This window comes from Colwellia asteriadis (genome assembly GCF_039523295.1).
Classification (GTDB): domain Bacteria; phylum Pseudomonadota; class Gammaproteobacteria; order Enterobacterales; family Alteromonadaceae; genus Colwellia; species Colwellia asteriadis.
Genome location: NZ_BAAAFA010000004.1, coordinates 245,398 through 263,277, shown reverse-complemented (window position 1 = coordinate 263,277; position 17,880 = coordinate 245,398). Strand labels below are relative to the sequence as shown.

Sequence of the window (17,880 nt, the reverse complement as noted above, 5' to 3'; positions counted from 1 at the left end):
GCTCTAGGTAAATATTACCTGAATAAAACGCTACCCTAAGTTATTAAGAAAACCACCAATTTTTTCTTTGGCTTTATCTTTAGCTTGCTCTTTTAAAATGTTCGTTTGTTCTTTTTTAGCTTGTTTAAAAATAGAAGATAATGCTTGTTTAGCTAACTCACCGCCCAGTTGACTTGCTGGCATACCTGCATCACCGCCAATATTATTTAAGGTAATGTCGGCTAACGTAGCTTGATGTACTTTATTACCTAATTTAGTTAAGTCTACCGTTAAGGCAACACCCGCTAACACAAATTGGTCAACACGAACAATAGGATCAGCTTGACTTGCACTCTGTGAAGGCGCTTCAGCGTTAGATTGCCCTGCACTTGCGGTATTTTTTTTAATTTCATTTAAAATATCTTGCATGTTAGCGCCAGCATTTTCGGTAAACTCAACCACCGCTTCTGGGCTATGAATAATAATGCGATCAATAACAATTAAATCGGTTGATAGGCTTTTAAGATTAATATCTAAGGTAACTTCATTTAATGAAAACGCAGATGGCGCTGTATATTTTTCTGGATTAGCGAGTACTAGCCCCTTTATAGTGCCCGCCCCTTCTAATAACTTTAAATCAACACTCGCCACACGAACTGACTGCCCGGTAACTTGGGTACCAATTTTTTCAATTTGTTGTTTTACTAATGCATTAATCGCATCACCTGTTAGAAACAAAAATGCACCGCCAGCAATAAGCAATAAAACAGCAGTAAAGAGTATAAATTTTTTCATGGTTAACGTTCCTTAATATTTTAGAGTTCCGTAGTTTCACGTACAGTCGCTTAGAGAAAGTAGCTTTGAGCCAAAATGTCTAATAAAATTATACCGTAATAACGTTTCAACGTACTAAAAAACGTGAACCAAATCTAGCTAATTCACCATAAACTTAAACGCGTTTCATAGAAGCTTGGCTTAACGCGATTTTGGCAGCGCTAACGATAACAAGGTGGCCACTAAAAGCATGGCACTAGAAATCCACAAACAGGCTTGTAAACCATGATACTGATAAACCCACCCCGAAAGCACTGTGCCTGTTAATCTTCCCATGGCATTAGCCATATAATAAAAGCCAACATCAAGTGAAACGCCTTTATGACGAGCATAACTAACAATTAAATAGCTATGCAGCGATGAGTTTATCGCAAATACAGCACCAAAAATAAGTAAACTAATAATCAATGAGCTTTGAATATAAAAGTTAAAATACAGTGCTAGCGCAATAAGCCCAGGAATAAGCGTTAAGTAACTAGCCCATAAAAAAGCAGCTCGCCCTGTTGGTACTTTTCCTTGTTTTTTCCCCGTAAAATACGGCGCAAATGACTGCACGACACCATAAGCAATAACCCAAGATGCCATAAAAGTACCAACCCACCAATGATCCCAACCAAAATGAGTGGCTAAAAAAACGGGCAATGCCACTACAAACCATACATCTCTGGCACCAAAGAGAAATAATCGTGCGGCAGAAAGCACATTAATCGCTTTGCTTTTTGAAAATAGCTGTGTAAATTTTATCGCAGCATTTTCAGGTTTGCTTGTTGAACATTCAGGCGAAGTTTCTTTTGAATTAAGATCATCTTTTAGAAAAACTAAACTCAATACCCATACAATAAACAGCAGCGTCATCATAATGATAATTGCGCCACGAAATTCAAATAGGCTAAGTAAAACGCCTCCTAAAAAAAATCCGACGCCTTTAAGGGCATTTTTTGAACCGGTTAATAATGCCACCCATTGGTACAGTTTTCCTTGAGCACTATCAGGGACTAATAACTTAATAGAGCTTTTAGCGCTCATTTTATTAAGATCTTTTGCAATACCCGATAATGCCTGAGCGGCCATAACATAAGTAACAGTAAGCATATCGGCAGATACGGTGAGCATTGCTAACGCTGCGACTTGCAAGCCCAAACCAATATTCATGGTTTTATTCAGCCCTAGCTTTGCACCTAACCAGCCGCCAACTAAATTAGTGATAACGCCAAAAATTTCATAAAATAAAAACAGCATCGCAATATTAAACGCGCTGTAACCTAATTGATGAAAATACAACACCACCAACATGCGTAATGCACCGTCGGTTAAGGTAAAAGCCCAATAATTACCTGTGATAATTAAATATTGCTTTACCTGATCTGGTAGTGCCTTTACTGACAACAGACCCATGTTATGTTTACCTTATTTATATTTATTGAAGTTTACCACTCTCAACAGCACGTTTTTTAGCTTTGATCTGCTAAGCCAACCATACGAGCTAACTCCGCAGTACGATTTGCATACCCCCACTCATTGTCGTACCAAACATATAATTTAACTTGGGTATCGTTTACTACCATAGTGGAGAGCGCATCAATAATGCTTGAGCGTGGATCGGTTTTATAATCAATAGACACTAAAGGACGTTCTTCAAAGCCCATAATGCCGTTAAGTTCGCCTGCTGCTGCCGTTTTTAAAAGCTGGTTAACCTCTTCAATATTGGTATTACGCGCTACTTCAAAAACACAATCTGTTAATGATGCATTCGCTAACGGTACTCGTATCGCATGACCATTTAACTTACCACTTAACTCTGGAAATATATGGGTAATTGCCGTAGCAGATCCTGTTGTAGTTGGAATTAAGCTCATGCCACAAGCGCGTGCACGGCGTAAATCTTTATGTGGCGCATCTAAAATAGTTTGCGTGTTAGTAATGTCATGAATCGTTGTCATTGAGCCATGTTTAATACCAATTTTTTCATGAATCACTTTAACAACTGGCGCTAAACAATTTGTGGTACATGAAGCCGCAGTAACAATAGGGTGTATAGCTTTGTCGTAAAGCTGCTCATTAACGCCCATGACAACATTTAATACGCCCTCTTCTTTTACCGGTGCTGTTACCACAACACGTTTTACGCCTTGGTTAAGATAAGCTTGTAAAAGTGCTTTAGTTTTAATTTTTCCTGACGCTTCAATAACAACATCACAGTTTGACCAGTCAGTATCATCTACCTTAATGTTTTGCGTACAAGGAATTTCTTTACCGTTAATTACAATAACGTTATCACGATAACTTGCCTCGTGATGCCACTTGCCGTGTACTGAATCAAATGTCATTAAGTGTGCTAATGTTTTCGCATCACCTGCGGGATCATTAATTTGTACTATTTCAATATCATCCCAGTCATATGCAGCGCGCATTGATAAACGTCCCATACGGCCAAAACCATTAATACCTATTTTAATTGTCATAATATTTTCCCGTTAAATGTATTTGAGATACTTCTGTTTTTACCGCTTTATTGTTAAAGGTCTTTTAATCACAAAAACTTACTTTATTTGGCCTATTACACATTACTGATAACTGCGTATTACTCGCTTGAATTAACGAGACATTATTTTCTGTGGTTTGAGCAATAACATTTTTCACCCATAAAGGTAGTGCGGGGTTAATACGATAAAAAATCCACTGCCCATGTTTTCTGCCCGTCAGTAACTGAGCTTTTTTTAATACGGCTAAGTTACGAGAAACTTTTGGTTGACTCTCTTCACTCAATGCTGCCATTAACTCACATACACATAACTCACCATGATAATTAGTTAGCATTAAGGTTTTCAGACGAATATCATCGGTGAGACATTTATAAAAACTAACGGGGTCAATGTTAACGCTGTGCTCTTCACCTGTAGTCGCTAATGCTTCTGTCACAGTATCTTTAGTAAACTGACTTTCGTTAAGATTTGATTTAACTTCAAGTGCTAAAAATAATGCTAACCGCTTGTCTAAATAATGTAATGTGACAGCAAAAGCATCTAAGTCAGTCATTTTTTTCGGATCAGGAAAATCCCATGCCAGCTGTTTTTTAGCACCCGGGTGAGAACGACATTCATTGCTCGCGTTATCACATAAGGTGATCACATAATCAAACGAGACACCTGAAAAAGTATCAATACTTTTTGAGGTTAAATTGGTGGTTGGCAAGCCATACTTGGTTAAGGCGGTAAGGGTTCTTTCATCAACACCTTCGGGGTGTGTTCCTGCGCTGTATACGTCAAATAATTTTTCAGCTTTAGAGCGAAGTAATACCTCTGCCATTTGCGAACGGGCAGAGTTACCTGTACACAAAAACAGTAACGTCTTTTTTGGCGAATTCAGCGTTGTCATAAAATTACCTCACTTATTAATGCAAACAACTATATATACGAAAAAACATATATACAATTATTTTTATAAGATAATTTTACGAAAAGTATTTATTGAGATAAATGCGCTAGCAACTCACTAGGGCTGTTGAGCTTTCGAGATTGTTTTTGCAGCTTTTTATTGAGTGTTTATACCAGGCAGAGCCTTTGTCGTGTGGTTATTCAGGACAATATGTTCCAACATTGTCTAATAGGCTACATCCATGTAGCGCCACATAAAAAGTCTATAACGACGTAAAAATTACCAACAAACGCTGTCCGTCGCGATTAAAAGCCTTTTATCTCGGACAAAAGTTAACCGCTAAAGAGCAACAGCCCCTAGAATCAAATACACATCCATAGCAACTAAGGTATACAATGTGCTATCTTGCTAACAATTATTTAGCCTGAACTCGGATTGTTTACAGCGCTTTACTTCGCCACTATCAATGTAGTTATATACGGACATTTCCTTCATGAAAGATCTTAGCCAAGGCTCTATCCCTAAACATTTAATCACCATGGCCACGCCAATGATGATAGGTATGTTTATTCAAACCCTGTACTTTATTGTCGACTTGTACTTTGTTGGTAAGCTTGGTGCCGCTGCATTAGCCGGTTTAAGCTTGGCCGGTAATGCAATGTTTTTAATTTTCGCTTTAACGCAAATTCTTAATGTAAGTACCGCATCACTTATTGCTCATGCGGTTGGCGCTAAGCAACACCATGAAGCGAATGATATTTTTAATCAGTCAATGATGCTTTCTAGTGTGATAGGTGTGGTTGTTTGTATTCTTGGCTACCTTAGCGCAGAAACTTATCTAAGTAATATATCTCAAGACCCTGAAACCATTGCCATGGGATTAACTTACCTACATTGGTTTATTCCTTGTATGGCATTACAGTTTGTTATGGTGTCGATCAGTGCCGCTTTACGTGGAACCGGCATCGTCAAGCCAACGATGATCATTCAAACCTTGTCTATTTTACTTAATATAGTTCTCTCACCAATATTAATTGAAGGCTTTGGAACAGGTTATGCCATGGGCATTGCTGGTGCTGGATTGGCTAGCTCGTTGTCGGTTATTTTTGCGGTGATACTGTTATGTTATTACTTTAAAGTAGCTGAAAAATATATCTATATTGATTTTTCATTATGGCGAATAGACTTGCCACGCATTAAGAAGTTACTTGTTATTGGCTTACCCGCTGGTGGTGAATTTTTCTTAATGTTTATTTATATGGGCAGTATTTACTGGCTAATTCAGCCCTTTGGCGCAGATGCTCAGGCAGGCTTTGGGTTAGGCTCTCGTATTATGCAATCACTATTTTTACCTGCGATGGCTATTGCTTTTGCAGCGCCGGCCATTGCAGGTCAAAACTTCGGCGCTAAAAATTATGCTCGCGTAAAAGAAACATTTACGTGGACCGCAATAATGACTTGCTCGTTTATGACCTTAATTACACTTGCGTGCTTAGCTCAGCCCGAATTGATGTTACAAGGGTTTACTGACAATAATAACGTACTACTTACTAGCACAGTATTTTTGCAAATTATTTGCTTCAACTTTATTCCATCAGGGTTAGCATTTACCTGCTCAGGCATGTTCCAAGCATTAGGTAATACCGTACCGGCTTTAATCAGCACAGCGGTACGCTTAACTACGTTTATTATTCCGGCTATTTGGTTATCGCAACAAGCGCAATTTACCATTGAGCAGCTTTGGTATGTGTCAGTAGCCACTGTTTGCATACAAGCAGCGGTGAGTTTGTATTTACTAAAACGAGAGTTTAAAAAACGCTTATCCACACAACCACAAGAAAACCTTGATACATTACCTACGAAAGAGGTAATGAAAAGCCCACCATTATAACGAAAAGCTTAAGTGCTAACTAACCTGAACTCGATTTGAGAGATACTTAACAAATGTTTACCAATGCACGGGATCGACTTGGTAGTAGTGGCTTAATTGTCGATACAGTTTAGGGTGTTGCTGTGCAAGTGCTTTACCTTTTTCAAAAAAAACTTCACTTGCCACTGCAAAAAATTCAGCAGGGTTAGTCGCGCCATAATAATCAAATATTGAAGGCTCCCCAGTTTGCGCTTGGTGTTGCAGTAATGAAAATTGTTTAGAGAAAACTTCAGACCAACACTGATATGTTTGCCCTTTTTCTAAAATAGGGGCTCCGTTAGCTTTACCGCTTTCTTGATCTAACTGATGAGCAAACTCATGAATAACAACATTACGACCATCATTAGGTAGTTCAGCGCCATCTAAAGTATCTTGCCAAGATAATACGACTTTACCAAACTCCCATGACTCACCTGCTAGCGCAATTTTTTGTTTATATTGTAAACCATCAACAGTAAGACTCTGTTGTTCTTTCACAAAAGCGCTTGGGTAAACCAAAATAGAGCGTAATTTAGGGTAGAAGTTTGTTTTACGATTGAGTAACAACAAACACGCTTGTGCTGCAACAGTTACCCTAATTTCATCGGTTATTTTAACCCCATTACAACCAACAAACTCTTTTTCAGCTAAAAATACTTGAATATGTTGTTTAAGCTGTAACTGCAAATCGGCAGGCATTTGTCTAAAGTAAGGCATACGTTGTTGCAGAATTTTACGCCAAGCTTTTTTAAACGGCTGCTGCCTTATTTTATCACGCTGGTATTCTCGCCAATAAGGCTGTGCTGCCATAGTACCAATAATAGCAATAGCGATAATAAGGGGTAATAAATAAGACAACATAATAAACACTCGGTAAGGTGTTCAATTTGACTTAGGTTTTACATAATAAGTAAGCCAAACTGAGTATAGTATTATGATGAGATTGGTATCAATGGTTCAAATATCAAGCACTTTACTACAAATACTTTGCGTGCCTCCCAACCTTACATACCGCAAGTGAGCTATTTAGGGTGGGTATCGATAAACCGGCTAGGTTTGGTTTTCCATTTTTTATATTTGCTATGTACACCACGGGTAAATAGTTGCGAGTACTCTTCAAGTAAGTCTACGCCAAATAAAATACCAACAACTAAGGCAGCAAAAAAGATAGAGGTTTGATAATAGCCGTGTGAAATACTAATACCTATAGCAGATAATATCCAAATCGTTGCTGCTGATGTGACTCCAACCACTGCGCCATCTTTTGCCAACATAACCCCAGCACCTAAAAAGCCAACGCCAGTAATAACTTGACCAATAATTCTTGAAGGGTCTGAAACTTCCGTACTGACAATTGTCGCGGTTGCAACAAAAATATATGTGCCAAGTACCACTAGTGTTGATGTTCTGATACCAACGGGTTTGCCACGAAGTTGTCGCTCTAAACCAATCATGCTGCCACAAAATATACAGGTTAATATTGCGGACAAATCGTAAGGAGCAATATTGATAAAACTGTTAATAAAAGAATCGTTAATGAGTTTTTCCTTTCAATAGGGTTGTAAACAACCCTATATTCACTAATCAGTGTAACTATAAAATGTTAGTTATGATAATCGTTGTTATAGCCATCATCGTTATAGTCGTCATCATCAAAAACATCATGACCTTTTTTACGGGCCTTTTTACTCGCCTGTTTTTTTCGGCCTGCGCCTTCGACTCTATCTCTAAATTTTTTAGAATGTGAGTGTTCGTTACGCATAGCTATCTCTAATTCAATTTCATCATTCGCTAGTGAAGTCGAGTCAGTATTCATGGTTTTCTCTTGTGTTATTGAGGAATAATATTTTGGTGGATAGTCGCTATTTTTATCGATAATTGAAAGTGAAAAATTTTTGTCGTACTAGCTAGTTTTTTTTATCGGTAGCATCTCTTTAATGTTCATTAACAATAAATTTACTTAATTTAACTTCAATTCAAATTATTTTGTAATAAAAACGAAAAACCAACGACTATGTTCAGTAGTAATTTATAAATTTATTCAATTTGGCGAATAAAACCTAACAAGCAAGGAATAAACATGGAGTTATTGGTTAACAATATACAAAAAAAATATGCCAATGTTACCGCAATTAAAAAACTGTCATTTAACGTACAACAAGGAGAAATATTTGCCTTACTTGGACCAAATGGTGCGGGTAAATCTTCACTAGTTAGAATGTTAACAGGCTTTACTTCACCTGATAGCGGCGATATTTCATTAACTATTGACGGCGAAAAGCACACTTCAATACCAGCTTATACTTTAGGCTACTTACCTGAAGATCGCGGCTTATATCCAGAAAAAACCGTTGTAAAAAACTTACTGTATTTTGCCCAATTGAATGGCGTTGACAAAAAAAGCGCATTAACCCGCGCTAAGTATTGGTTAGAGCGCTTTGATTTACTCGATAGAATTGATGATCAACTCAAAACCCTATCAAAGGGTAATCAGCAAAAAGTACAATTAATTACCGCCGTAATTCACCAACCTAAGTGGGTGATTCTTGATGAGCCTTTTTCGGGGCTTGATCCCGTTAATCAAGAAAAAGTGGTGACCTTTTTATCTGAGTTAAAGGCTCAAGGTATGACGGTAATTTTAAGTGCTCATCAAATGGCGATGGTAGAAAAACTCGCCGATAGAATGTTATTAATGAATTTAGGTGAAGCGGTTTTATATGGTAGTTTAACGGATATTCAGCAACAAGTTGGTAGCACAGCTCAACTTAACGCGCACTTTGCAAAGCCAGTAACTACTGAACAGCTTAAACAACAGTTTCAAGAAGCTGATTATCAATTACTTAACCCAACAACCCTGCTACTTAGCTTATCAGCTCAACACTCGATTAATGATGCTTTAAGTAAAATAACCGCGTTAGGCGATTTAACCGCGTTGCACAGTAAAGAAATGGATTTACACCAATTATACCTTAATGCCATTGCTAACCACGGTACATAAAATGGAGCATCAGTTAATGAATAAAATCACTAGAAAACAACAAGTTTGGTTAGTTACGTCATGGGAATTCATGCACTTTTTTAAATGGAAGCAAGAAATTATCTCAAAATTGATTTTAATTGCTTTCGCTTTAGTCGTTATGCTGTGGCAGCATATTAAAGATGATCAAATGACCGTATATAAAATTGCCGTGCCTAACCATGTCAGCAACTTACAAAGCCATGGTCAATTTGAGTTTATTGCAACTAATAAGCCACTTGAAGAGCTTAAACAACAGTTAGCCCAAGAGGATAGCTGGGATGCTCTCTTAGTTGAAGCGCCTGCGCAGCAAAAAGACATGCAAGTAAAAGTCTCTATTTACAGCAAAGACAAACAAAGTTGGCTCAATGAATTAGAGCAAACGCTAAACCAGCAATACACCTTACAATATGCGAGCAGCTTAGGCTTAGCATCTGAGCAATTAGCGTTATTAAATCAATCAGCTACGTTTGAAAAGCATTATTTAGACGATACCATCAAGTCGGAAAGCAGCCCAGGACAAGCCACCGCGATTGCTATGTTAGTTATTTTATCCGTGGGAATATTTACTTCTTTTGGTCAGCTTTTTGTCAGTATCACTGGCGAAAAGCAGCAGCGAGTTACTGAGCAATTATATGCTTGTATGTCACCACAAACCTGGATAGATGGTAAAATATTTGGCCAAATGCTGCATTCAGTAAAAGCAATGTTTACGATGATGATCACTGCTGCTTTAGGCTACGCTTTTACTGTCGTTGTTATCAGTAACAAAGCGTTAAGCTTTAGCATTATAGATTGGGCCTTGTTGCCTTGGTTAATTCCTTTTGCATTAGTAGGCGTTTACCTTTGTACCGCATTTATGGCGGCTATTGCCGCCGCTATTGACGATCCTAATCACAGTGCCAAAACCAGTATTATGCTATTACCTTTACTCCCAATGGTACTAGCTTTTGTTACTATGGATAGTCCGTCTGGCTGGGCATTATCATTTTTAAGCTTTTTTCCATTAACCGCATTTGCCGCTATGCCCGTAAAAATGGCGTTAATTGACCTGCCGTTATGGCAGCCGCTCTTGTCTTTAACAATCACCTTATTGTTATGTTTTTGGATAAGAACCTCAGCAGGTAACTTATTTAAAATGGGCATGAGTATGTACGGTAAAGAGCCAAGCTTAAAAGATATGATGAAGTGGATGTTAAGTAAGAGCTAAAAGGAGATTCGCGTTTTTACGTAAAAAATGATGCCGTTATGCTGCTTTACGCCGTTATGTTGCTTTACATAGCGGCATTTATTGCATGCTTACTTTGTTTATATTTTCTTAAAACTGTTTCTGCTTGCTCACAAAGTAAGATTATAAACCGGCATCACTAAAGGCTTTACTGACAAGAATCTGCGCCTCATTAATAATACTTTGCAAGTGCTTATCACTAATAAAGCTTTCTGCATAAATCTTATAAATATCTTCAGTACCCGATGGTCTTGCTGCAAACCAGCCATTTTCAGTAATCACTTTAATGCCACCAATTGCGGCGCCATTACCTGGAGCATGAGAAAGAATATCAATAATTTTTTCACCTGCAAGCTCTGTCGAACTAACATCACTTTTTGACAACGATTTAAGTGCTGATTTTTGTGCTAATGAAGCGACTGCTTCAACACGACCAAAGTAAGGCTGTCCTAAATTTTCAACCAGTTCAAGGTAATATTGATAAGGGTCCTTCCCGGTAACCGCTAAAATTTCAGCGGCTAATAAACCTAAAATAAAGCCATCTTTATCAGTGGTCCAAGTACTACCATCTAGTGCTAAAAACGAAGCACCCGCACTTTCTTCGCCGCCAAAGGCATAACTACCATCAACTAAACCATCAACGAACCATTTAAAACCAACAGGCACTTCTGATATTTTTTTATTAATACTCTTCGCAACCCTATCAATCAGTGCGCTTGATACTAAAGTTTTACCTATTTTAGCGTCTAGTGGCCAGTTTCTATGCGTCATTAAATAATGAATAGCAACAGCTAAATAATGGTTAGGGTTCATCAAACCGCCCGTTTTGGTAACAATACCATGGCGATCAAAGTCGGGATCATTACCAATGCTGATATCAAAATCATCTTTCATTGCAATCAGACCCGCCATCGCATAAGGCGATGAACAATCCATGCGTACTTTGCCATCTTTATCTAATGGCATAAATGCAAAACGACTATCAACAACATCATTGACCACGGTAATATCGAGTTGATATTGCTTAGCAATAACGGGCCAATAATCAATACCTGAGCCACCTAATGGATCTGCCCCTATACGAACATTCGCCTTGGCGATTGCTTGTAAGTCAATTACTTGTGCAAGTTGCTCTGTATAAAACTGAATAAAGTTTTGTTTAGTTAATAAAGGCGAAATTTGTGCTTGCGCATAAGGAATAGTTAATACTTCCGTTAAGCCCATTTTAATCAATTGATTAGCACGCTGCTCTATTTGTTGAGTAATATGCCCTTCGGCAGGCCCGCCATGGGGAGGATTATATTTAATACCGCCATCACTTGGCGGATTATGCGACGGTGTAATAATCAAGCCATCAGCTAACGCAGTTGAGTTTTCACGATTATGACAAATAACTAACCGTGAAATAACCGGGGTTGGCGTAAAGCCATCATCGGCTTGCACAATAACAGCAACACCATTAGCAATTAATACTGACAATGCGCTTGCAAAAGCGGGCTCTGATAAAGCGTGAGTATCTTTACCTAAATATAAAGGTCCTTTAATACCTTGCTCAAGGCGATATTCTGCTACTGCCTGACAAATAGCAACAATATGGGCTTCGTTAAAGCTTTTATGAGTAGCACAACCTCTATGACCAGAAGTACCAAAGCTCACTTGCTCCGCAATAGCTTCACTATCAGGTGTTAGTAAAAAATAATCACTCACTAGTTGAGCAACGTTCATTCGTTGTTGGGCGCTTGCTGGCATCCCTGCCCTGGCATGAATACTCATAATGTTCCTTATTAGCTATAAAAATTTAAGCATGTTCACTTAATACTATTGTATGCTGCAACAGCTAGTGACATAAAGTGACTTATTTATCACCGTATGGTTAAAGCAGTTCGCGAATTTTTTCTACATCAGCGTCACTATAACCTAATGACATCGCGGCTTTAGTTAACATCATTTTTTTACGTGTAGTATTCGAGTTAGTAATAACCCAGAAAGGACTATCAGGTATTTGGCGTGGTTTAGTACTACTACCACTTTCGGCCAATTCACTTTCGCTATCAGCAAAATATAAACGATCGCGACCACTAATATCGGTCACCACATCAAATTGCTGCGGATGTGCACGATAGAGTGCCGCTAAAATAAGTAAAAATCGACCAACAGCACCACGCTGCATTGCTAATTCTTCTTTATTAATGAAGTTAAAAACACTGTCATGGGTAATGTTATCAGTCGAAGTAATCTCTTTACTCGCTGGGGTAGTTGTTTTATTGGCTGTTACAGAAGAACTTACTTTTGCCGCTTTAGTAGCTGGTTTACCAGCAACAACATCATCATTAGTGCTTTCAACGACTTTAGCTACCACAGGTTTAGTTACACTAACCTGTTCTTCTGGTTTTGCTTCTTCTAAATTGAGCAAACGACGTAAAATGGCCGAAGCACTTTCGCCAATAAATTGTGTATTGGTTGCAATAAATTGATAAAGCTCTTCATCTATCTCAATGTTTTTCATTCATACCCTTAACTTATTTTATTCACTACGCGATTATACTGAGCTTTGTTATAACTCGCTATAGCCACTTGGGTAAAAGTTTCATTTCATGATAAAATTGCCGCTTTAGCGCACGACTATGGCTACGACGCTCGCACAATTATTATTTTTAGGTATATAAAGACAATGACCGAACAACTCCTTAACTACCAACAGCAAGGCCAAGGTGAACACGTAGTGTTAATTCATGGCTTATTTGGCAGCTTAGAAAACCTCAATATGGTAGCAAAACCGCTTGCTCAAGAGTATTGTGTCACCAGCGTTGATGTGGCTAACCACGGTAATTCTTTTCACCGCGCCGATATGAATTATTCACGTTTAGCGCTCGATATTATTGAATTACTGGATCACTTAAAAATAGATGTCGCTTATGTATTAGGTCATTCAATGGGCGGGAAAATTGCGATGCAAGTGGCTCTTGAACACCCTCAGCGCGTAAAAAAATTAATTGTCGCTGATATAGCCCCTGTTGCTTACCCACCTCACCATAATGAAATTATTAAAGGTTTACAATCTATTGATTTTAGTCGAGTAGAAAAACGTTCAGATGCAGACCAACAACTAAGTGCTTATGTAGATGATAAAGGTGTTAGACAGTTCTTATTACGTAATCTAGCGCTTAATGAAAATAAACAATGGGCCTTTAAATGCCAGGTAGATTTCATTGCCCAGTGTTACCCACAAATAATGCAAGCAAACTACTTACCGAGTAAGCAAAATATAAATGAGCCCCCTTTTCTCGGTGAAACCCTCTTTATTAAAGGCGGAAATTCAAATTATATCCTAGCGGAGCATAAAGCGGCTATTGCTACACTACTCCCTAATAGTAAAGCTAAAATAATTCAAGGTGCAGGTCACTGGTTACATGCAGAAAAAACCATTGCTTTTAACAAAATTGTGACTGACTTTTTAGCATAAACGATAACCCTTAATAAATTTTAGTCGTTGCCACTTGATCAAAATACAAATAACAAGAATAATAAACGATTATTATTCTTATTTGAGTGGTAACGCTAAATGCTAATGGTATGGCGCTGGTGATATGTTATAATGCCGCTAATTTTTTGGCTTGGTATTTTAAAAATCCTAAATCACTATGTTAGCAGAGCATTTAGAGCTTATTGAGGCAATTGGCCTTAACTTATTTTTTCTTTTTATTTTTGGCTTTATCGGGTTATCCATTCATGATGTGATGAATAAAAACAATGTACCTAAAAATGGTAAAATAGTCGTTTATTTTGTCTTGTTTTTAGGCTGTATGGGATTTATTGCTAAAGGCATAATTCAATTCATCTGGGAAAGCCAGGGGGTTGGTTAGTTCATGGCAAAAGAAGCAACAGACCTGACCACGATTGACTTATTTCAAGATGAAAAACGTCCAGGTAGACCAAAAACAAGTCCACACCCTCGTAACGTTCAAATAAGAATTAATAAAAGAAACCAAGTTAAACGAGATAAAAATAAAGGCTTAAAACGCGTTGAATTTAAAATTCATCATAGCTTGTTTGAGAAACTCGAAGAATTAGCGCAAGCACAACAAGTAAGTCGTAGTGAATTAATAGAGTCGCTTTTGATTGAATCACTAGCAACAAAAGCAGAATAGTTTATTTAAATTTGTATTAAGAAGGTAATAATTCATGGCAATCGTAGGTTTATTCTTCGGTAGTGACACAGGTAATACCGAAGCCGTAGGTAAAATGATCCAGAAAAAGCTGGGTAAAAAATTAATCGATGTTAAAGATATCGCAAAAAGTACAAAAGAAGAGATCGCTGAATTTGATTTAATCATTTTAGGTATCCCTACTTGGTACTACGGTGAAAACCAATGTGATTGGGACGATTTTTTACCTGAATTAGAGCAAATAGACTTTACTGACAAGCTAGTTGCTATATACGGTTTAGGCGATCAAGAAGATTACGCCGAATATTTTTGTGATGCAATGGAGCCATTAAAAGACATTGTTGAGTCTAAAGGCGCTATTGTTGTGGGTAATTGGCCAACTGAAGGTTATGAGTTTGAAGCTTCAAAAGCCTTAGTTGATGAAAATACTTTCATTGGCTTATGTGTTGATGAAGACAGACAAAGTGAATTAACCGACGAGCGTGTTTCAAAATGGGTTGAACAACTTAATGATGAAATGTGTTTAGCTGAGTTTAGTTAATATCAACAATATAAACCTTATTTTTTGTAAGGTTTAATTGGAAAAAAGCCCTAATAACGGGCTTTTTTTTGATGTTTTTTGTACAAAAAGCATCAAAATATCAAAGATTAAAACTAAAGCTTTTCTCTTGCATCAGAACCCCCTATACTTTTGCATATATATTATTTTTAACTTTTAGAGACTTTACAATATGGCTGAACAAAACGAAGAGCTTAAAAGAGCGGGTTTAAAAATCACCCTTCCGAGAATCAAAATCTTAAGTATTCTTCAACAGCCTAATAATCAACATATCAGTGCTGAAGATGTCTATAAAATATTACTTGAGCAAAACGAAGAGATTGGTCTTGCTACGGTTTATCGTGTATTAAACCAATTTGATGACGCAGGTATTGTTACTCGTCACCATTTTGAAGGTGGTAAGTCAGTATTCGAACTATCACATAAAAATCACCACGATCATTTAGTGTGTTTAAAATGCGGTAAAGTAGTTGAATTTGAAGATGAAGTGATTGAGCAAAGACAACGTGATGTTGCTGTGTCTCATAAAATCAAACTAACTAATCACAGCTTATACCTTTACGGTGAATGTGAAGATCAAGATGCTTGTGATAACTATCGCAAGAGCAATCAGTAGTCTAATCACTATAAAAATCTAAAAAACGGGTATTACTCTCATCGGTAATACCCGTTTTTTTAAACACATTTCAGTATAATTTTAGCTTTATTAAGCTTTTTTCAAGTAAGCTGACACTAATACAATACGAGTACCATTAACTTTACCTTCAATGTGCTCTGGATTATCCGTTAAAGTAATACCACGTACCATAGTACCTTGCTTGGCGGTAAAGTTTGCACCTTTAACTTTAAGATCTTTAATTAAGGTAACATTGTCGCCATCTTGTAATTCTGCGCCGTTACTATCTCGGGTTGGTCCATTGCTGCGCTCAGCCGCAATACCTTGCTCAGCCCATGTTCTGACATCATCTTCTAAGTAAATCATATCTAAGGCGTCTTGTGCCCAGCTTTCTGACGATAGCTTATGTAAAAGGCGATACGACATTACTTGTACTGCGGGCTCTTGATTCCACATACTATCGGTTAAACAGCGCCAATGATTGATATCTAAGGCTTGTTCACCTTCAATTTGCGCTAAACACGTTTGACACAGATAAATCGACTGTTGCGCACTTAGATCGCTCGTTGGAGGTACCGGATACACCGATAAATTACTTGATGCTGTACAAAGCTCGCAACTGCTATTGCTACGGTTTTTTAAGGCATTTTCAGTAGCCATTGTAATTCCTGATAAAATATAGGGACTTTAAGTGCCGCAATTATACGCTCATCGATTTATATTTCTACGTAAAAGTCAGCTTACCTCTTTATTCACTGTGTTTAACGAATTACCCTAGACAATTGCAGCCGTTAAATGATAAAAACTAGCCCTCTTTGATAATAATTATAAGTAAGCTAACGAGAATTATGCCAACAACTAATCAATCTTCCCTATTAACTCACCTACGCTCTCTTGATAAAAAACTAGGCTTAGTGGGCCAAATTATTATTGCGATCATATTAGGTACATTACTTGCGGTCACTTTACCTGAAGTAGCCCAGTCATTTTCACTGCTCGGAGACTTGTTTGTTGGCGCTTTAAAAGCGGTAGCGCCGGTATTGGTGTTAATATTGGTTGCTTCTGCTATTGCCAACCAAAAGGCGAATAGCGACGCTAATTTAAAGCCGATTATTGCGCTTTATTTACTTGGTACATTAAGTGCCGCTTTCGTCGCAGTAGTATTAAGCTTTATTTTTCCAACAACACTTACACTAGATATTGCTAGCGCAGTAGCAACACCACCACAAGGTTTAGGAGAAGTACTTACGACTCTCGCCTTTAAAGTGATTGAGAATCCTATTAGTGCTATTAATAACGGTAACTTTATTGCCGTGTTAGCTTGGGGCTTAGGCTTAGGCTTTTCATTAAAGCACGCCAATGAAAGCAGTAAGCTGATGGTGCATGATTTAAGTGAAGCTATCTCGAGCATAGTGCGCGTTGTTATTCGCTTTGCACCATTAGGGATTTTAGGCTTGGTGGCTAACACCATAGCGACAACAGGCTTCAGTGCTTTAGCACAATACAGCCATTTAGTTTTAGTACTTATTAGCGCGATGTTAATTATCGCCTTAATCATAAACCCGGCTATTGTTTTTGCGATTACTAAACGAAATCCTTACCCGCTAGTGTTCACTTGTTTACGTGAATCAGGCATTACCGCTTTTTTCACCCGTAGCTCCGCGGCAAACATACCTGTGAACATGGCGCTTTGTAAAAAGCTTAATTTACATGAAGATACATATTCGGTGTCAATTCCACTAGGGGCAACTATTAATATGGCAGGCGCGGCAATTACCATTACCGTATTATCGCTTGCTGCGGCTCATAGCTTAAATATTGATATCGACTTTGGTACGGCTTTATTATTAGCGGTAGTTGCTTCTATTTCAGCTTGTGGTGCCTCAGGTGTTGCTGGTGGTTCGTTATTGCTTATTCCATTGGCTTGTAGCTTATTTGGTATCACTAATGATATTGCAATGCAGGTAGTAGCCATTGGCTTTATTATTGGTGTCATTCAAGACTCTGCAGAAACCGCATTAAATAGCTCGACTGATGTTGTTTTCTCGGCCGCAGCATCTCACCACTTAGCCAAATAGCCAAATAGCCAAATAGCCAAATAGCCAAACAGTGTAATCATGTTAAGCCATCATTTTCAACAACAGCAAAGCGGATTTATGCGTCAATAGCGAGGCTATTGTAAATAAGTCTAGCGCGGT

19 protein-coding genes are annotated in these 17,880 nt (G+C 37.9%); 9 read left to right on the top strand and 10 right to left on the bottom strand.

What is annotated here, in order from left to right:
- Positions 1-30: 30 nt before the first annotated feature.
- From ABD005_RS07665 to ABD005_RS07650, 4 genes are all read right to left on the bottom strand, one after another.
- Positions 31-774, bottom strand: coding sequence for an AsmA family protein (locus tag ABD005_RS07665; protein ID WP_343816758.1), 744 nt, complete (start codon positions 772-774; stop codon positions 31-33).
- Positions 775-954: 180 nt separating this feature from the next.
- Positions 955-2,208: an organoarsenical effux MFS transporter ArsJ gene (gene arsJ / locus ABD005_RS07660; RefSeq protein WP_343816757.1), complete on the bottom strand. Its 1,254-nt coding sequence runs from the start codon at positions 2,206-2,208 to the stop codon at positions 955-957.
- Between the two features lie 56 nt (positions 2,209-2,264).
- Complete coding sequence (locus tag ABD005_RS07655) at positions 2,265-3,275, bottom strand: ArsJ-associated glyceraldehyde-3-phosphate dehydrogenase (protein ID WP_343816756.1); 1,011 nt, start codon at positions 3,273-3,275, stop codon at positions 2,265-2,267.
- Positions 3,276-3,339: 64 nt separating this feature from the next.
- Complete coding sequence (locus ABD005_RS07650; protein WP_343816755.1) at positions 3,340-4,188, bottom strand: metalloregulator ArsR/SmtB family transcription factor; 849 nt, start codon at positions 4,186-4,188, stop codon at positions 3,340-3,342.
- 493 nt (positions 4,189-4,681) lie between these two features.
- Between ABD005_RS07650 and ABD005_RS07640 the strand changes: the two genes are divergently transcribed.
- A complete protein-coding gene (locus ABD005_RS07640; RefSeq protein WP_343816754.1) occupies positions 4,682-6,079 on the top strand; it encodes an MATE family efflux transporter in 1,398 nt (465 codons plus the stop codon).
- 57 nt (positions 6,080-6,136) lie between these two features.
- Here the strand turns inward: ABD005_RS07640 and ABD005_RS07635 are convergent, their stop codons facing one another.
- From ABD005_RS07635 to ABD005_RS07625, 3 genes are all read right to left on the bottom strand, one after another.
- Positions 6,137-6,958 (bottom strand): M90 family metallopeptidase, encoded by an 822-nt coding sequence (locus ABD005_RS07635; protein ID WP_343816753.1) that lies wholly within the window; start codon positions 6,956-6,958, stop codon positions 6,137-6,139.
- 161 nt (positions 6,959-7,119) lie between these two features.
- Positions 7,120-7,635 carry an MgtC/SapB family protein gene (locus ABD005_RS07630; RefSeq protein ID WP_215978852.1) on the bottom strand — a complete coding sequence of 172 codons (516 nt, stop codon included), beginning with the start codon at positions 7,633-7,635 and terminating at the stop codon, positions 7,120-7,122.
- A 65-nt stretch (positions 7,636-7,700) separates the two neighbouring features.
- Positions 7,701-7,913 carry a hypothetical protein gene (locus ABD005_RS07625; protein ID WP_343816752.1) on the bottom strand — a complete coding sequence of 71 codons (213 nt, stop codon included), beginning with the start codon at positions 7,911-7,913 and terminating at the stop codon, positions 7,701-7,703.
- A 264-nt stretch (positions 7,914-8,177) separates the two neighbouring features.
- Here ABD005_RS07625 and ABD005_RS07620 point away from each other — a divergent pair, with 264 nt between their 5' ends.
- Positions 8,178-9,095, top strand: coding sequence for an ABC transporter ATP-binding protein (locus ABD005_RS07620; RefSeq protein WP_343816751.1), 918 nt, complete (start codon positions 8,178-8,180; stop codon positions 9,093-9,095).
- Between the two features lie 16 nt (positions 9,096-9,111).
- The gene (locus ABD005_RS07615; RefSeq protein WP_343816750.1) at positions 9,112-10,323 is read left to right on the top strand and encodes an ABC transporter permease; all 1,212 of its coding nucleotides are present in this window, start codon (positions 9,112-9,114) and stop codon (positions 10,321-10,323) included.
- A gap of 141 nt (positions 10,324-10,464) precedes the next feature.
- Here the strand turns inward: ABD005_RS07615 and pgm are convergent, their stop codons facing one another.
- Both pgm and seqA read right to left on the bottom strand, forming a co-directional pair.
- A complete protein-coding gene (pgm, locus tag ABD005_RS07610) occupies positions 10,465-12,114 on the bottom strand; it encodes a phosphoglucomutase (alpha-D-glucose-1,6-bisphosphate-dependent) (RefSeq protein ID WP_343816749.1) in 1,650 nt (549 codons plus the stop codon).
- Positions 12,115-12,214: 100 nt separating this feature from the next.
- Entirely contained in the window at positions 12,215-12,847 is a 633-nt protein-coding gene (seqA, locus tag ABD005_RS07605) for a replication initiation negative regulator SeqA (protein WP_343816748.1), read from the bottom strand.
- Between the two features lie 165 nt (positions 12,848-13,012).
- On the opposite strand from seqA, the gene ABD005_RS07600 reads away from it, so the two are divergent.
- The 5 genes from ABD005_RS07600 to fur all read left to right on the top strand — a co-directional run bounded on the left by ABD005_RS07600 (position 13,013) and on the right by fur (position 15,682).
- Entirely contained in the window at positions 13,013-13,804 is a 792-nt protein-coding gene (locus ABD005_RS07600; RefSeq protein ID WP_343816746.1) for an alpha/beta fold hydrolase, read from the top strand.
- 178 nt (positions 13,805-13,982) lie between these two features.
- On the top strand, positions 13,983-14,204 hold the full coding sequence (locus tag ABD005_RS07595) for a DUF2788 domain-containing protein (protein ID WP_215978836.1): 222 nt from the start codon (positions 13,983-13,985) through the stop codon (positions 14,202-14,204).
- A gap of 3 nt (positions 14,205-14,207) precedes the next feature.
- The gene (gene ybfE, locus ABD005_RS07590) at positions 14,208-14,489 is read left to right on the top strand and encodes a LexA regulated protein (protein WP_215978835.1); all 282 of its coding nucleotides are present in this window, start codon (positions 14,208-14,210) and stop codon (positions 14,487-14,489) included.
- Between the two features lie 34 nt (positions 14,490-14,523).
- Positions 14,524-15,048 (top strand): flavodoxin FldA, encoded by a 525-nt coding sequence (gene fldA / locus ABD005_RS07585; RefSeq protein WP_215978834.1) that lies wholly within the window; start codon positions 14,524-14,526, stop codon positions 15,046-15,048.
- 190 nt (positions 15,049-15,238) lie between these two features.
- Positions 15,239-15,682 (top strand): ferric iron uptake transcriptional regulator, encoded by a 444-nt coding sequence (gene fur / locus ABD005_RS07580; RefSeq protein WP_215978833.1) that lies wholly within the window; start codon positions 15,239-15,241, stop codon positions 15,680-15,682.
- A 90-nt stretch (positions 15,683-15,772) separates the two neighbouring features.
- Here the strand turns inward: fur and ABD005_RS07575 are convergent, their stop codons facing one another.
- Entirely contained in the window at positions 15,773-16,342 is a 570-nt protein-coding gene (locus tag ABD005_RS07575) for a PhnA domain-containing protein (protein WP_343816744.1), read from the bottom strand.
- Positions 16,343-16,530: 188 nt separating this feature from the next.
- Between ABD005_RS07575 and sstT the strand changes: the two genes are divergently transcribed.
- Positions 16,531-17,760, top strand: coding sequence for a serine/threonine transporter SstT (sstT, locus tag ABD005_RS07570; protein ID WP_215978831.1), 1,230 nt, complete (start codon positions 16,531-16,533; stop codon positions 17,758-17,760).
- The last annotated feature ends 120 nt before the right edge of the window (positions 17,761-17,880 follow it).